Below are 16,213 nucleotides of genomic sequence, written 5' to 3' on the forward strand. Positions count from 1 at the left end.
CTTGAAATTTCTGGAGCGAAATCTATGATTAGCTTAAAGGAGGCGGTGTACTTGGAAATTGAGCATCATCCTCATCTTGTTCCGAATATCTTTCTGTTCATCGACCGTAGATGCTTTCCCGAGTGGACGATCCAAAAAGCAAAAATCGGCTTCCACGATCTAACGTTTGTGGTTGAAGGCATGGCGAATTACTATATTAATGGAGAGAAATTCACAGTAGAAGCAGGCGACATGATCTACGTCCCCGGGGGAAGCATCAGGGAAGCCCATACGTTCAAGGAGTCCCTCATGCATTCGTATCCGTTCAACTTTTTTTGGGCCGAACCGCATAATCATATCCATCTCCCGTTTAAAGGCGTCACCAAGAAAGTGATCACCAAGGAGATTCTGGGGTATATTCGTGAATTCAACCATGTATGGATGAGCAAGCAGCCGTTTTACCACATCCAGGCACGCGCTTTGTTCGAGCTTATCCTCCACCGTCTGCTCACCAACTATTACCGGAAAGCGCCCATGCCGATCGATCCGCGGATCAAGAAATTAACCGAATACATTTCAGAGCATTACTCGGAAAATCTCTCGATCGCCGAATTGGCGGAATGGCTGCATCTGAGCCCCGTCTATTTGGGAAGGTTATTTAAGCAGAATACCGGTACGACACTCAAGGAGTATATCAAACGCATTCGCATCAACAATGCCGAAATGATGCTGTCATCCGGTGACTTTACCGTGAAGAACGCGGCGGAAATGTGCGGGATTGACGATATTTACTATTTCAGCAAGCTGTTCAAGGAAATGAAGGGCTATCCTCCATCTGCTGCTAGGAAGCAGTCAGGGCAGAAGCACCTCCTTGAATAAGGAGTCCCCACTTCGGATGTTTTCTTCGTGGGGACGGTACATATCACCGCTACTTTTTCCAAACCTCATCAATCGAAGCCTGGAACGGCTCTTTGTATTTTCCAATGACCGTGGAAACGGAATTTCCGTCAATAATGTCTCCGACTAGCTCGTAGTAAGGCATGGAAGGATACCCGTCTTTGCCGTCGACGACGTTGATGCTTTCCCCTGCCATTTTTGCATTGTTGATGTCGTCTTCGTTCTTGAATAACGTTTCGAGCGAAGCTTGTTTCGGGTAGTCGTAGATGGACTCGATATCGTTGATTTTTTCATAAATGTAAACCAATTGCTCGGGATGTTCGACCGCCTTCGGGATCGTCAAGTAATTCGGAATCGTAAGATGGGAGTGGTACTCTGTAGCGCTGGGCCCTTTAGGGAACGGCAGGAAGCCTATATCCAAATCAGGCATATCCTTTTTGAATCCATCCATCTCATAATCGCTCCCGGCATACATCAGCGTGTTCCCTTGACGGAAAAATTGGCCGGGTTCGGTCCAATCGCCGCCTTCGGTCGGTCTGGCGATGTTTTCCGTTGCGAGCTTGGATATGAAGTTTAAGGTTTCTTTCGTTTTCGGATCCTCCAGATTTTGCTTATCTCCCGAAACGATATTTGCGTCGTTGGCCGCCAGAGCCTGAACTAAAATGGAAGCGGAAGCGAGCCCCCAGGTGTCCAGCTTACCGTCATTATTCGTATCTTTGTTCGCCTCTTTGGCAGCCTGGATGAAGGTCTCCCAATTCCAGTCGTCTTCGTTGACGTATTCCTGCAGCGGCTTGAGGCCCAGTTTCTCCATCAAGGTTCGATTATAAAAAATACCTGATGAAGCACCGTTGATGCCTGCCCTGAACCCGTAGCCCCTACCCTCAAACTGGGAATAATCGTTCGTGTACTGCTGAATAAATACGTTCTGATTTTTGGTGAATTCATCAACCGGGGAGAATAAATCCTGCTTCACGAGCGTTGGAATCATCCAAGGTCTGGCCATCCGGATCATGTCGCCGAGCGGCTCTCCCGCTAACAGGGATGACGTCACTTTATTCACGTACTCGCCATAGTCGATCGTGACGTATTCCATTTTAAAGTTATGCTTCTTCATGAGTTCGTCCAGGTTCTGCTTCTTTTTAATATTGTCCGGATTATCTTCCTTGATCGATTCGTCGTACCAAGATACCCATTTGATCGTCCGGCCGCCCATGTCGAAATTCATTTCCGAAGTACCGCTCTCTTCTTTTTCGTCCGGCTTCGCGGGTGCATTCGTGCTTTCTTCAGCGGCATTTCCGCCGCTTGAACCCGTGTTGGTTGCGCCTCCTCCGGAACCGCTGCTGCAAGAGGCCATCAGGATCAGAATCAAACACCAAACCAGCACCATTGACTTACGCTTCCTCATAAAATACCCCCCTTTGGATTTCGCTGTCTCCATAGGACAGCGCTTTCAAAACATGAGCTTGCACGCGTATGCCTCCGTGATGACCGAAAGAATCGGTTCCAAATGCCGGTGGTTCCTGATGAACTGCAAGCACACGGATCATGTTAAATGGATTTCCGGCAAACAACCATAGATAATCTAAATGGCATTTGTAAGTTTTAAACATCATTTCGGATTTTCAAAAATCCAGGCATCCTTCCGATTCCCGCATTAGCAGCCTTCCTGAACCTGACCTGCTTTAACTAACGGAATATGAGCTCAAAAAAAAAGAAACCTATCCGTAAGGAAAGGTTTCTTCCTGATCCATGATGCTAAACTCGAAACAGCAGCTGCGAGAAATGGTACAGATCGTTTTTCCAAACCGGCCAATCGTGACCGCCGCTTTCCTCGTACCAGACATGAGGAACTCCGTGCTTTGACAAAAACGAGTGCGTCCGGTCACTGATATGCTTCAGGTCATCCTGGTCTCCGCAAGATAGCCAGAGCAGTCTAAGCAGATTTGCTGCCTCTTCGGGATTCGGTACGAGCAATTCCGGGACCTTGGTATTAGGGGCCGGAGAAAAAGCTCCTACCCAGGCAAAGCGGTCGAGATGATTCAATCCGATATTCAGCGCCTGCCCTCCGCCCATGGACAAGCCGGCGATACTATAATTCTCTCTGCCTGTGAATACCGGGTATTTCGATTCAATAAAAGGAATCAGATCATGAAGCAAATCGAACTCGAAGGTCTCGAAGGCTTTCACCTTGTCGGGATCGAATATGTCTCCTTCCGCCCTGTCGTTCGGCATCGCACGGCCATTAGGGAGTACGACGATCATGGGCTCGAGCTTGCCGACGGCGTAAAGATTATCGAGCACGACCTGTATATTGCCGTGATTCTTCCATTCAGCTTCATCCCCGCCTATTCCGTGCAGGAGAAAGAGCACGTTATACTTGTGTTGTTCTGAGTATCCAGGTGGGGTGTATATGAACGTTTTGCGGTCACAGCCGACAGTTTCTGAATCATATTCCACAAGTTCGAATTGTCCGCGGCTGATATGTTCCCTATATTGGTCAAAGCCCGTTGGCGCTGTTTCTATCAATTTCGTTTCCTCCCCTGTTATGGACTCACATGATTAAATAGAACTGTACCAAGTATAAACAAGCTTTACAGTACGTAACCAAACCCCAGAATAGTAAACCGTTTATGCTCGCTGCCCGCCGCCATACTGATCTCGACGGTATGTTGCCCTGATTCCGGCTCGTCGTACAAAATAACCGCACTGCAGTGCGTCCAGTTCACTTCATGCGGATCAGCGGTCAGCTTGTGCTTTCCGTCCACCCGAATCTCCGCGGATCCAAAGTCGCTGCTTCCCGAGTCTTTAAATACGAGAATGAGACGCTTGCTCCTGATGGTCATTGTAAAATGGCCCTCTCCCGATCCGGCTGTATGCATCCAGTTATGAGGAAACTGGGGCGTGCCATAATCGTGATCGTCCATTTCCGCGAGCTGCAGATCGGTATCGGTCTCCTGAAAACCGCCGGTATCGATCTGAGCGATACGGTCACCGTTCTGGCGATCCAGCAGCCGGGTCTGAACGTAATCGTTGCCGATCAACGGCGGTTTATCGGTCAGGACATCCTCCTCATCAGGTGCAGACCGGTCCGTGACTTCGAACAGCCAGTCCAGGCAATCCGCCATGATCTGATGGCCGCTATTCGTCGGATGATAGATATCATAGAAGAACTGCCTTTTGGAGATGACGCCTCCTTGGTCCCTGGCCAAACTGAACTGCTCGACGACGGCATCCTTTATGCTGACCATGGGAAGGTCGTAGTGCCACCCGACCGGAGCCAGCCGATCCTGAAGATTCCAGTCGTTCAGGAACACGCTGAACAGCAAGATCACCGCAGGCCGGCTATCGCCGCCAAGCGCCTTAAGCACCAAACTTTCGTAGCAATTGCCCCGCGTCTCGTCGCCGGCGTCATTGACGGCAAACTCCACGACCACGATATCCGGATTCTCCGTACCGTCCCGGAGCACATCCCGATCATATCGTACGATCCCCAGCTCTGACGGCGTCCCGCCTACTCCCGCTTTGATCAGACGGATGGGACTGCCTTCGGAGGAGGCGAACCGCTTCCTAAAAAGATCGTGCGACCTGTAGGCGTAACCATTTGCAGGAAGCGGGATAGCCCCAGCTCCATGGGTGATGGAGCCGCCGATGTAGGCGATGGTGACCGGCTCCCCTCTCTTCGCTTTTTCGATGGCCGCTTTCAATCTCTTGTTGTTGCCTCGATTCAAAAGAGATTTGGCGACCATGTCACGGTAGGACTGCCCCTCAAAGTCAACCGGAGGATCGATCATGTCTTCGGCAGCTTGATCATCTTCACGCCGATTCTCGGGGTCCCGCGGGGCCGCAGGGCCGCGAGCTTCGTTCGTGGATGCAGCTGGATGGTCTGTCATGGAAATCCCCTCTTCATTGTGATTAGGAATTTGCGTTTCGATTTATCAAACTTCATTATCCCTGCAGCGGACGGATAAACTCAATCCGCATCTCTTTACATACCCACCCGATGTTTACTGCTTACGGGGCAGAAATACCTAACCGATCTCCCGGTTGATGCCGCTTTCTGTAAGCTACAGGTTTGAGAGCCGTCCGCTTCTCGAATTCTCTTAAAAAATGGTGATAGTGGACATATCCTAGATCCTCTGCGATCACCCGCACCGTTTCTTCGGTGTCGCACAATCTTCTTTTGGCTTCGGCAATCCGCAGATCGTGTATGTATTCCAGAATGCCGACACCGTTCTTTTTGATAAACGCCTGCCCTAAATAAACCGGATTGATAAAAAATCGTTCCGCGATCTTCTTGATCGTCAGATTCTGATGGAAATTCTCTTGCAAATAACGCTCGATTTGCACCAAGGGATGCTCGGAATTCATTTCTTTGTAGTGCTTGACGGTTCCCATGCATAATTCTAAAAACGTGTGCAGCGACTGCTTTAACGCAGCAACGGATCCCGGCTTCGTTTTTAAAAAATGGAACACATCCCGCCATAAATCCGTGGTCCCGCCGAATTCCCTGAGCAGCTCGATACTTTTCATGACGATCTGAATGCTTGCCATGTACGCCACTTCAGGGGCAGTCTTGTTATCCTTTAATGTCTCGAACAGCTGATGGAGCATATCGCAAACTTTCTGTTCCTGTGATCTCTCGACAGCGATGAGCAATTCATCCAGGACAAGGGACGGAGGAAGAACGTAACTCATTTCATGCGAGGAATCCGGGTCACCGTCAATCACCCCTCCCTCCTCCGAACGGAAGAAGCGCTGAAGGGAAGCCTTGGCTGCCCTCATATAAGACTCAGGCAAGTCATGGAGAGTTTGAACCGAAGGACCGACGGATACGGAGCAGTCAAGGCCATGCTTCAGCAGTTCTTCATGCACGCGCCGCGCAAGCTCTAATGGTTTACGGGCAGTATCTACGATAAGACCGGCTTGATTGCAGTACATATCTACAGATAACGCATGCCCTGACTGGGAAAACGACCGGCAAATTTCCGTTCCCTCGCATGTCAGCCCTTCAATGTGGATATACCGCCAGCCGGTGGCTTGCTGATTCATCTGATCCATCAAATGCGCAATATCCCCGTCGACTTCGGTCAGTTCTCCGCGGAGCATTCGGGAAAGGGCGATGGCCAAGACTTGTTTGGAGGTAGCCTCTTCTTGCTCCCTGGTGCGTGATTTGGCGTCAAGTTCATTAACAATCGTCGCGATCATCGTATCCCACTCAGGCTCAATTACCGGTTTGAGCATATAAAATCTCACCCCGTACCGAAGAGCCGTGCGGGCATATTCAAAGTCGCTGTACCCGCTGAGAACGACAAAGATCGGATCATAATGTTCCATGGAACGGACTCGGCGTATCAATTCCAGTCCGTCGATCCCCGGCATGCGAATATCGGTGACCACCAAATCCGGCAACGTGTCCATAATCAGAGACAGGGCATCTTCGCCGTCGTCGCATGCTCCGCAGATTTCAAAACCGAGTCCTTCCCAATCGCTCAACATCTTCAGCCCCTCGAGGGCAATCGCTTCGTCATCAACAAGAAGCACGCTATACATGAATTTCACCTCCCGCTTGTGCTTGAACCTGGTTCAACGGGATTTGGATTACGATCGCCGTACGTACATATGGATCGCTTTCAATGACAAGCTTGGCTTGACCGTCGTAGTACACTTTCAGACGCTTATACACGTTGCGCAGTCCGATATTTTTTCCGGTGTCATCGTCCGAATGAAGATTGCGGTTGATCCAATCCAGCTTGTCCTTGTTCATGCCGATCCCGTTGTCTTCAACGGTAATGATAAGGTCCTCATAGGACCGATGGATCCCGATCCGGATCAACCGTGCTCCTTTGACCGATTGGAGTCCATGCTTGCAAGAGTTTTCCACGAGCGCTTGGATGCTCATTTTAGGGATCCGGTACATCATCAGGCCGGGATCAACGTCGAGCTCATAGGAAAACCGGTCCTGGAACCGGAACTTTTCGATCTGGAGGTACATTTCAATGAACATCACCTCCTCCTCAATCGTCACCAGGTCATCTTTCCAGCTTAATAGCCTGCGCAGGATCTGGGCCAGATTGCGAATAATATCGGTCACCTGCTCGTACTTGTATTTTTTGCAGATGACCAGCACCGCATTTAATGTATTAAATAAAAAGTGGGGGTCCACCTGGCTTTGCAAATAGTTCAATTCCGCCCTGACCCGTTCCAGCTCCAGATCCTTCTTCTGGATTTCCAGCTTGTAGACGTCGTTAATCAAATTGCGGATTTTTTCGGTCATCACGTTAAAGCTCCGCAGGAGCCCGCCGATTTCGTCTTTCCCTTCGTACATATGAATCGTTTCGAAACGTTCGTAGTTTACAAGTTTCATATGCTTGTACAGCTGCTTTACTCTTAGATTGTAGGAACGCAGAATGACTACAAATAAGATGGCCGGGATCAGCGTGGTGATCAGAGCCAAAATCAGGATAAAACGAAGGATATGACGAAGCTCGCCGCTGATATCTTTCCTTTCGGGCGTTCCGACCAGATTCCAGCCCTGTGTATAATTTGCCGGTCCTAATGGCCTGACAATATCCTTTATCGCTCCATCTCCGGAAGCTCCGCTCTCAACAGGGAGGCTCAACAGTTGACTGTCACCCGCATCATCATGCGACTGATCGGATGCCAAAACGATTCTGTTTTTGTCATCGATCAGCTTTAATGTCATATAATCCCGTTCCTTGGCGAACAATTCCTTCAGACTGTCCAATCTCAAATCGATCCGCAGATACTTTGTATGCTTTAATAGTCCGGGGTAATTGTCCATTTTCCGAATGATGCTGATGTATACCTTCTTTTGATTCGGGTACATCGGGTTCGTATCCAAATACGAAGTGAGCAGCACTTTTTCTTTGCTCCCGGCGATTTTTTGATACCACTCGCTGTTCCTATCGCTGTTTTGCAAGACAAAATAGCTGTTGCCGCTTTGAATGGTCGGATTCGTCGTATATACGCCAAGCCATAAAATATAGGAATGCAGGTTACTGTACTGACGCAGCCGATCTCTTAATATATTGTCGTAATTTTCATAGTACTCATCATAATCCGCATAGTTATAGTCCAGCATTTCATTCAACGTCCGGTCCGCAGCTACCGTGTTGCCGATGGCAACGCATTCATTAACCATTTGCATAAAATCGTAGCCCGCCCGCTCTACCGAAATTTGCAGATTTTCCTGTTCACGGGTTTCGGCATTTTTGCTGGTCTGCAAATAGAACAGCGTATTGATGCTGATGATCGGAATAAGCACACCGAGCAGGATGATTAAAAACTTGTATCTTAAAGGGATATCGTCCATGAGAGCTGAGGTCTTCCACTTCACGTTCATGCACCTGTCTCCTGCATCATATTTTCAGCCCTTCTTATAAACCGAAGGGGATATGCCGTTGATGGCTTTAAATTTGGCCGTAAACTGATCGGTATCGGCATAACCGACACGGGCCGCGATCTCGCAAATGTTCAAGTCGGTTCGCCGAAGAAGCTTCATAGCTTCTTCAATCCGCACGGCATGATAATATTCGTTAAAGGAAATGCCGAGTTTCTTCTTGAAGCGCTGTCCCAGATAGGCCGCATTGACATGCAGAACCTCGGCGATATCGTGCAGCTTCAGTTTCTCTGGATAATGATCACGGATGAATTCTATCGCTTTCGATATGTTTTGATCCGTCTGAACCCCATCATCCTCAGCAAACCACTCCGCCGCTTCGCGAAGCTCGGTCAGGGTTTGTTTTTCAAGGTCGCTTTGCATCGTCAACGCCGGTGAGCCAGTAAACCATTTCCTCTCCCAGTCCGCTGTGCTGCCTCCCCTTCTACCGATTTCATGGAGGAGTTCAACCTTGATATTGGCTGCATAAGCGCTGATCCACGGTTTTGAAGCGTGGTCTCCCGAAATGACGGCGAAAAACTCGCGCACACGACCGGGCAGCTCATCCACCCTGCCTTCCACAACCGCCTTTGTGAGCGATTTCATAAACGCAGAGGGAAGAAGGAGCTGCTGTTCCAGATTCTCCTCCTCATAATAGTAAACCTCTTGATGACGGTTATCGAGACGGGAAACCCCAGCGGCAACGGCTTCTTGGAAAACGGTGTTGAGGGAATACGGTCCTTTATGCTCATCGCTCACCGAGAAGGTGACATTCTCCTGATAATCGTTTCTAATGCATCGGATGAACAGGGTAACAAGAAGGGGAGTCAATTCCGGTCCGTCGGGGCCGGATATCAATACGTAGCCGTGCTTGTCCTGCCCGATCACGAAAGGAAGCACGGTAATATGCTCTATTTGCTGTTCGGCCAGACGGCTCAGCCGATCCAGCAGCTGACAGCCGCGAACATTTCCGTGCTCCAAAGCAGCTCCATACACGAGCATGCAGCGAATCCGCGAATCATCGCCGATGGGGAGCTGCCTAACCGCCTGCTCCAGCTCTTGCGGAGCGTGTTCTCTTGTCAGAAGCTGCGAGAGCAGTTCTGTTTTGACATAGGCAGTCTCGGCTCTGCGGTAAGCATCCGATTTCCGCTCGGACTGGATCTCCGAAGCTATGTTTTTCACGGCCGATTCCAACTCGCCCTCATCCAGAGGCTTGGTCAGATAGTTGCAAACGCCATATTGAATGGCTGTCTTGGCATATTGAAAATCAGCATATCCGCTTATAATAATAAATTTCGGTTGGGGAGCCCCGCCCTGCACCTGCTTAATTAGCTCTAATCCATCAATGACGGGCATACGAACATCCGTAATGACCAAATCGGGATTGAGACTCTGGATTAGCTGCAAGGCGTCATCCCCATCCATAGCCGTACCACAAATCTCAAAGCCCAATTCGGTCCAGTCGACCAAAAAACACAGACCTTCCAGCATTAAGGGCTCGTCGTCGGCAAGTAAGACTTTAAGCATTTGGCATCACCGCTCCACCGATTGAATTTGCTTCATCATACATCCATGGAATAGGAGAAACCGTTCCGGCAGGCTGCCGGAACGGTACTGTTCTCGTCTGAAACGAGCACCCGAAAAATTTCTATTCTTTGACACTTCCCAAGTTCAAGCCTACCACAAAGTACCTTTGCAAAAAAGGATAAACGAATAATATCGGCATCGCGGTCACGATCGTGATTGCAGCCTGAATGGACGCCGGCGTTACCATGGCCTGGGTTTGGTTGGTATTAGCCCCTGCCATCATGGACGGATCGTTATTCGTGCTCATGGTCGATCCAAGCAGCTTCATCATTTCATACTGGAGTGAACTGAGGTTCTGTTCGGAAGAAGCGTACAGGAACGTGTCGAACCAGGAATTCCAGGAGCCTACGGCGATGAATAAGGCAATGGTCGCAAGGACGGGCGTACACAGCGGAAATACGATCCGCCAGAAAATCCGGAAATCACCGGCTCCGTCAATTTTGGCGGATTCAACCAGGCTTCCCGGGAGCGACCTGATGTACGTACGGATCACGATCAGGTTAAATGCGCTGACCAAACCCGGCAGGATATAGACCCAGAAGCTGTTCCGCAAACCCAGGTCTTTGATCAAAAAATAGTTGGGAATCAGGCCTGCGTTGAAATACATCGTCAGTATAAACAGCATGCTTATTTTCTTGCGGAAAATGTAATGAGGCTGGGCCAATGTATAAGCCAGCATGGTCGTCAGAAATACGCCGAGCACGGTAGATATAACGGTACGGGACACAGAAATGAACGCGGCGTGATAGATCGTGCCCGATACGAATACCGCTTTATAATTTTGCAAGGTCCAGGTGTGCGGCCAAACGTACACGCCCCCCTTCAGCGAATCGCTTCCGTCATTAAATGAAATCGCCATCGTATGAAGAAAAGGGTACAGCGTGACAATGACGACAATCAGCATAAACAGCGTATTCAGCGTATGGAAAACGACGGGTTCCAGGCGAAACTGACTCTTGACTTCTGTTCTCATTTCCCCGTCCTCCTCTATACCAATCGTTCTTCGCCAAGACGCTTTGCGATGGAATTCGCAATGAATACGAGTATGACGCTCACGATCGTTTTAAATATGCCTGCAGCCGTGGCAAGGGAATAATTCCCCATCGATATCCCGTACTTCAGCACGAAGATATCAATCGTTTGCGACCAGTCCACGACCAGGCCGTTTCCCAGCAAATACTGAACCTCAAATCCTGCATCCAGGATATGCCCGATATTCATAATGAGCAGGATGATAAAAGTGGGCTTGATCCCAGGGAGCGTTACATATCTCATTTTATGAAACCTGCCTGCACCGTCGATGGAAGCAGCTTCGTAAAGGGACGGATCGATCGAGGTAATGGCTGCCAAATAGATGATCGTATTCCAGCCAACCTCTTTCCAAACGTTCGACAGCCCGACGATTCCCCAAAAATAGTGTCCTTTACTCAGCCACATCACGGGCTGATCAATCAGATGCAGCTTCATGAGTACGGTGTTGACGATGCCGTCATCCACAGATAAGGAAGTCGCAACAATGCCTGCCGCGATGACCCATGACAGAAAATGCGGCAGATAGGATATGGTTTGTACCGTCCTTTTAAAGAACCGCACCTTGATTTCGTTCAGCAGCAGTGCCAAGGCAATCGCCGTTACAAAACCCAAAACCAGGTTGATGAAACTCATGGCAATCGTATTTCGCAGCACCCCAAGGAAGGCATCGTCCTGAAACAGGAAACGGAACTGCTGCAGTCCAACCCAATCCTGTTTCCAGAAGGACAGGGCCGGACGATAGTTTTGAAAAGCCATCAGCCATCCCCAGACGGGGACATATGAAAATATGATTAAGTAAATGGCAATTGGAACCGACATGAATATCAGTTGCTTTTGGGCTTTCAGGGTTTTCCAGCTCAGGCTGACACCAATTTCCGGGTCCACTCTCTTCTTCTTCTTGCTCTTGACCTCCCCGGTCAGCACGATTTCAGACATCTCGTTGTTCCCCTCCCTTATGACATTTCCAATACGGGGCGGGGAATGAATTCCCCGCCCCGTATTGGATTTCTACAGCTCTTACTTGCTGCTCCAGTTCTTAATCCGCCATTGAATTTGTTCATTCATGCGGTCTTCGTAAGCCTTAATGTCCAGCTTGTGGATCTGATTCACATAATCCTGCCATACACTATCAAATTCCGAAGGGGAAGCCATAATCGCTTTCGGCAGATATTTTACCGACAGGTCGTTTAATTTGGTGCTGGCCAGTTGAGCGGCCGAGCCATCCTCCAGAATGATGGTATAAGCCGGGAAATATACCGGGTTCGGGCCGGGCTCCTTGAAAAATTCCGCCCAGGTTTTATGGTTGTATGCTTTCAAGATCTCTTGATCATAAGGCTTCAAGCTATCGTAAAATTCCTGCGGCTGGGTTCCGGGATCCGTCGCGTTGCCATCACTGTAAGATCCCTGCATTTTAGGCATGTACCCAAAGAACGAATCTGCCTTGTTCGCTAATTTCCAGGTATTGTTGTCCGCATTTTTCCGCTGCTCCGGAGTCCGGTAGAACGTGCCGTCCTCTTTTACCTCATAATCTTCTCCCTTGATTCCCCATTGCAGCGTCTTCTGCCAATCCTCAGTCATCAATGCATCCATAAACTTTATAATCCGAACCGGATCTTTGGCTTTTACGGAAATACCGAACCCGCGATTGAGATTCAGCCCTCCTCGGTCGCGGTAGTATTCCTTTGCACCGGGATACATGAGAGGAAAGCCGACGTAAGTGCTTCCAATTTTCCCTTGGGAAATCAGGGAATTCTCACCATCTTGGAAGTTCCAATGCTGATCGAACATGCCGATCACTCGTCCGCTGGCGATTTTGGCCAGGTACTGGTCATAGTTCTGCACGAAAGCTTCTTTATCCAGCAAGCCCTGCGCGTTCACTTCATTCAGCTTCTTATAGTAGGTTTTCGCGATATCCTTGTCCGCAAAAATTTGCGCCTTGTTGTTGTCCACGATCACGCCGCCGTCATTAGGGTGACCGGATAAATGCTCCGGCGCGTTCTGGAGCGGAAATACCCTCCAGTCAAAATTCAAGGTTTCAAATCCGATCATATCCGGATGTTTGGCCTTATATTTCGCGATAATATCAAAGTACTCTTCCAGCGTTTTCGGCGTAGGATAGCCCATTTCTTTCAATACATCCTTTTGCAAATAGAACCCCGGTCCCTGATAGGTCGTATCGTGAACCGAACCGGTATACACGCCGTAGCTTGGGAGTACATAAATATGTCCGTCCTTCGGATCCTTCATTTGATTCCATACTTCCGCATAATGCTTCTTCAAATTGGGCGCATACTTCTCAATTAAATCTTCCAGCGGAATATAAGCCCCCGCATTGATCAGTTTGTCATTGCCCGAGATGAGATCCGGGTAGTCGCCGCCTGCGATCATAACGCCCAGCTTCTGCTGCAGATCCCCGACCAAAAATTCCATATTCAGACTGACGCCGGTTTTTTCTTTAATCAATTTATAAATTTTGTTGTCGGCCGTAGGCTGCTGGCCCGGGGCGTCCATAAACACAGACAGGGTAATTGGTTTCGTATCGTCCCCGCTTGGTTCAGCCGTCGATCCCCCGCCGCTCGTTTTTCCTGATCCGCTGCAGCCGGATAGCAGCAGTGCCGTAGAAATCATGCCGATACACAAAACGATGAGTGAACGTTTTACCTTTTTGCGCATTTCTTTGTGTCCTCCCCTTTTTCATCTATTGTCACACATTCTCACCTGGTGATAACTAAATTATATCTTTCTAGAAATCGCTTACAATTCACAAACTCAAGATGTTCCCCCTAAAAATATAGTCGCCCAGGGTTTGACACAAACAAGCGCCCCGCGGCGAATTGACGGCAGCCGCGAGGCGCTTGCATACGGTGGATCATCTCATGATCCGTTCACTGAATATATTGCCTGATGCAAAGGTAGAACTCATAGGGTTCCGTTCATATTTTCCTTGTTATAGTATAGTAGAGACATCATTCCAAGGAGGGATAAGGATGGCCCATATTCATTTTGTTGAGTATAACACGACGCACCCAAGCAACTTTGTGATCGATGTTCCCGTGGGTCATCACTGGCTTCTTGTCATCACCAAGACTCCTGCGCAGTTCTGGGTCAATGGTGCGCTGAAGGAATATCCTACGCATAGCGTTATCCTCTACCGCCCGCAGCAGAAAGTGTATTATCGGGCCTGCGCCGATCAATTCATCAATGACTGGATCCGCTTTGAATCCAATGAACCCTATATTACGGAATCGCCGCTGCCGCTCGGTGTCCCCTTTTCCTTGGATGATCCGGACTACTGCCGCAAGCTGTTTGAACTGTTGACCATCGAACACAACTTTCATCGGGATTACAGGGCTTCGTCCATCGACTGTTTGCTGCGGACGCTGTTCAACAAGCTGTTGGAATCTTATTTTCATGAACCGATTACGCCTCAGTATTATAACTTGTTGAAGCTTCGAACCGCGATCCAGAACGATCCGGGCGATTACTGGACGATTGCGAAAATGGCCGAATATCTCGGAATCAGCCCAGGCTACCTGCAGAGCATCTACAAAAAAACCTTTAAGGTCACCTGCATGGAAGACGTCATCAACAGCCGGATCCGGTTGGCCAAAGAATATTTAATCCACAGCACCCAAAGCGTTGCCGAAGTCGCCTCCCGATGCGGGTATCAAAATGTGGAGCACTTCTGCAGACAGTTCAAACAGATGACAGGCTATTCGCCAAGAAAATTCCAGGAGCATAAACAAGCTTGATATCCATATCGCGTCATGCTAAGCCTCTGGTTGCAAGACGGGTCTGTTCTTCTTGAAATATTGGTGCACCAGAAATTTCATGATCTCGCTCGGCTGCTCTCGGGAAAATTCGGCCTGATCAGCAAAGAGCATTCCATACGGGGCTTCCGGAGTATAAGGCTCCCATCGCGGCAGTTCCTCTCCCGTTGCATCCAGCCCGTTCGGATCACCGTTATGGATGAAGTTTGCCCAGTAATTGCACATCTGACGGGCCAAATCGTAATGCTTGCCGACAAACGGCCGCCAGCATTTAGCCAGCGTTTCGAAGAAAAACCAGAGATCTACCGAGTGGAAGGTGCCCGGATCATCCCAGCCGGGGATTTCGGCATCAAAATTGTAATAGTACAATGGGGTACCGGAGCCGGTCTCGGCATTGGCCTGTGCGGCGATGCGGATCGCATATTCGATGCTGCTCACCGAAGCCTTCTGTCGGCTCTCCTCCACGTTGGCCGATGGTGCGCCACACAGCTCCAAGAACGCCTCTGCGTCGTCTCCGAACATGTCTTCGGCCAGCTTCTTGAATTCTTCAGGTGTATGGACGTCCGGAACGCTGATAAATTCGGAGGACGTGTGGCCAAACATGACCGGCACCTTCCAGCGCTTGTTCTCATGGAACAATTCAAACGGGCTGCCTACGCTGAACACCTGATCTGCGACGGTGCCCCAGAATCCCTTGTATTGCACAGCCTTGTCGCGGAGAGTGACGGCATCCAGCTGCCGCGCTTCCGCAAGTGAAGATACGCCAAGGTATTCAAAAAATTTCACGCCATCCTGTTCGGCCTCAGCCAAATGACTCCGAAGCGGAGGCACGCGAGTCCCCGGATACAGCTTCGTATAGATTCCGCTTTGAATGATCGCCTTCTGAAAAAGCCCCTCATTCTGAGGCGAAGTCAGCTGGGTCATCACGCTGCCGCCGCCGGCGGACTGACCGCCGATCGTGATGTTGTCCGGGTCGCCGCCGAAAGCCGCGATATTGCGCTTGACCCATCTGGTGGCCGCCTGCTGATCAAGATTGCCGAAGTTAGCCGGCGCTTCGGGCGCTTCCGCCGTAATTTCGGGATGGCATAAAAATCCGAACACATTGAGGCGGTAGTTGATCGTGACGACCACGATCCCTCTTCTGGCGATGCGTTCACCGTCGAACTCCATTTCAGCCGTATGGCCGACCTGAAGACCTCCGCCAAAATACCATACATAGACCGGCAATTTCTCATCGGTACGTTTGGCCGGTGTCCATACGTTCAGGTAGAGACAGTCCTCGTCCATGGCGATGTCCGGTTCCACGGCCCATTCCCGGGTATAGATATTGTTTTCGTCGATCTCCTGCCTTACCTGCATCGAGATCCGCGCGAATTCGTACGCCTTAAGCACGACATCCCAGTCCTGGGCGGGCTGCGGGGAACGCCACCGGTTGTCGCCTACGGGCGGAGCGGCGAATGGAATTCCTTTAAAACTGGTGATTCGGGGGTCGGCTGCCGGCAGTCCCTGCACCAACCCGTTTTCAACTTGTACGATTCGAAGCATGTGT

11 protein-coding genes and 1 pseudogene are annotated in these 16,213 nt (G+C 49.8%); 2 read left to right on the forward strand and 10 right to left on the reverse strand.

Annotation, left to right across the window (positions count from 1 at the left end):
* The first annotated feature begins 24 nt into the window (after positions 1 to 24).
* Positions 25 to 858 (forward strand): helix-turn-helix transcriptional regulator, encoded by an 834-nt coding sequence (locus CJP46_RS29440; RefSeq protein WP_256992587.1) that lies wholly within the window; start codon positions 25 to 27, stop codon positions 856 to 858.
* A 49-nt stretch (positions 859 to 907) separates the two neighbouring features.
* Here the strand turns inward: CJP46_RS29440 and CJP46_RS29445 are convergent, their stop codons facing one another.
* From CJP46_RS29445 to CJP46_RS29490, 9 genes and pseudogenes are all read right to left on the reverse strand, one after another.
* Positions 908 to 2,281: an ABC transporter substrate-binding protein gene (locus CJP46_RS29445; protein WP_094599181.1), complete on the reverse strand. Its 1,374-nt coding sequence runs from the start codon at positions 2,279 to 2,281 to the stop codon at positions 908 to 910.
* Between the two features lie 350 nt (positions 2,282 to 2,631).
* On the reverse strand, positions 2,632 to 3,402 hold the full coding sequence (locus tag CJP46_RS29455; protein WP_094599183.1) for an alpha/beta hydrolase: 771 nt from the start codon (positions 3,400 to 3,402) through the stop codon (positions 2,632 to 2,634).
* Positions 3,403 to 3,467: 65 nt separating this feature from the next.
* A pseudogene (locus CJP46_RS29460) lies at positions 3,468 to 4,664 on the reverse strand (SGNH/GDSL hydrolase family protein); the annotation flags it as partial.
* A gap of 223 nt (positions 4,665 to 4,887) precedes the next feature.
* Positions 4,888 to 6,426, reverse strand: coding sequence for a response regulator (locus CJP46_RS29465; RefSeq protein WP_094599185.1), 1,539 nt, complete (start codon positions 6,424 to 6,426; stop codon positions 4,888 to 4,890).
* A complete protein-coding gene (locus tag CJP46_RS29470; protein WP_094599186.1) occupies positions 6,419 to 8,239 on the reverse strand; it encodes a sensor histidine kinase in 1,821 nt (606 codons plus the stop codon). The genes CJP46_RS29465 and CJP46_RS29470 overlap by 8 nt, the downstream gene beginning before the upstream one ends.
* Positions 8,240 to 8,263: 24 nt before the next feature.
* Positions 8,264 to 9,802: a response regulator transcription factor gene (locus CJP46_RS29475; RefSeq protein WP_094599187.1), complete on the reverse strand. Its 1,539-nt coding sequence runs from the start codon at positions 9,800 to 9,802 to the stop codon at positions 8,264 to 8,266.
* Between the two features lie 121 nt (positions 9,803 to 9,923).
* Positions 9,924 to 10,835, reverse strand: coding sequence for a carbohydrate ABC transporter permease (locus CJP46_RS29480; protein ID WP_094599188.1), 912 nt, complete (start codon positions 10,833 to 10,835; stop codon positions 9,924 to 9,926).
* Positions 10,836 to 10,849: 14 nt separating this feature from the next.
* Positions 10,850 to 11,830 (reverse strand): ABC transporter permease, encoded by a 981-nt coding sequence (locus tag CJP46_RS29485; protein WP_094599189.1) that lies wholly within the window; start codon positions 11,828 to 11,830, stop codon positions 10,850 to 10,852.
* Between the two features lie 81 nt (positions 11,831 to 11,911).
* On the reverse strand, positions 11,912 to 13,567 hold the full coding sequence (locus CJP46_RS29490; RefSeq protein WP_179281378.1) for an ABC transporter substrate-binding protein: 1,656 nt from the start codon (positions 13,565 to 13,567) through the stop codon (positions 11,912 to 11,914).
* 314 nt (positions 13,568 to 13,881) lie between these two features.
* Between CJP46_RS29490 and CJP46_RS29495 the strand changes: the two genes are divergently transcribed.
* Positions 13,882 to 14,646, forward strand: a complete 765-nt coding sequence (locus CJP46_RS29495) for a helix-turn-helix transcriptional regulator (protein ID WP_094599190.1) — start codon at positions 13,882 to 13,884, stop codon at positions 14,644 to 14,646.
* An 18-nt stretch (positions 14,647 to 14,664) separates the two neighbouring features.
* Here the strand turns inward: CJP46_RS29495 and CJP46_RS29500 are convergent, their stop codons facing one another.
* Positions 14,665 to 16,209 carry a carboxylesterase/lipase family protein gene (locus tag CJP46_RS29500; RefSeq protein ID WP_094599191.1) on the reverse strand — a complete coding sequence of 515 codons (1,545 nt, stop codon included), beginning with the start codon at positions 16,207 to 16,209 and terminating at the stop codon, positions 14,665 to 14,667.
* Between the last annotated feature and the right edge of the window lie 4 nt (positions 16,210 to 16,213).

Origin of the sequence: Paenibacillus sp. XY044 (assembly GCF_002257645.1) — a bacterium.
In the GTDB taxonomy this organism is placed as follows: domain Bacteria; phylum Bacillota; class Bacilli; order Paenibacillales; family Paenibacillaceae; genus Paenibacillus_AQ.

Coding starts and splice junctions, on each gene's coding strand:
- CJP46_RS29440 (WP_256992587.1), top strand. CDS start 25: ATGATTAGCTTAAAGGAGGCGGTGTACTTGGAAATTGAGCATCATCCT.
- CJP46_RS29445 (WP_094599181.1), bottom strand. CDS start 2,281: ATGAGGAAGCGTAAGTCAATGGTGCTGGTTTGGTGTTTGATTCTGATC.
- CJP46_RS29465 (WP_094599185.1), bottom strand. CDS start 6,426: ATGTATAGCGTGCTTCTTGTTGATGACGAAGCGATTGCCCTCGAGGGG.
- CJP46_RS29470 (WP_094599186.1), bottom strand. CDS start 8,239: ATGAACGTGAAGTGGAAGACCTCAGCTCTCATGGACGATATCCCTTTA.
- CJP46_RS29475 (WP_094599187.1), bottom strand. CDS start 9,802: ATGCTTAAAGTCTTACTTGCCGACGACGAGCCCTTAATGCTGGAAGGT.
- CJP46_RS29480 (WP_094599188.1), bottom strand. CDS start 10,835: ATGAGAACAGAAGTCAAGAGTCAGTTTCGCCTGGAACCCGTCGTTTTC.
- CJP46_RS29485 (WP_094599189.1), bottom strand. CDS start 11,830: ATGTCTGAAATCGTGCTGACCGGGGAGGTCAAGAGCAAGAAGAAGAAG.
- CJP46_RS29490 (WP_179281378.1), bottom strand. CDS start 13,567: ATGCGCAAAAAGGTAAAACGTTCACTCATCGTTTTGTGTATCGGCATG.
- CJP46_RS29495 (WP_094599190.1), top strand. CDS start 13,882: ATGGCCCATATTCATTTTGTTGAGTATAACACGACGCACCCAAGCAAC.
- CJP46_RS29500 (WP_094599191.1), bottom strand. CDS start 16,209: ATGCTTCGAATCGTACAAGTTGAAAACGGGTTGGTGCAGGGACTGCCG.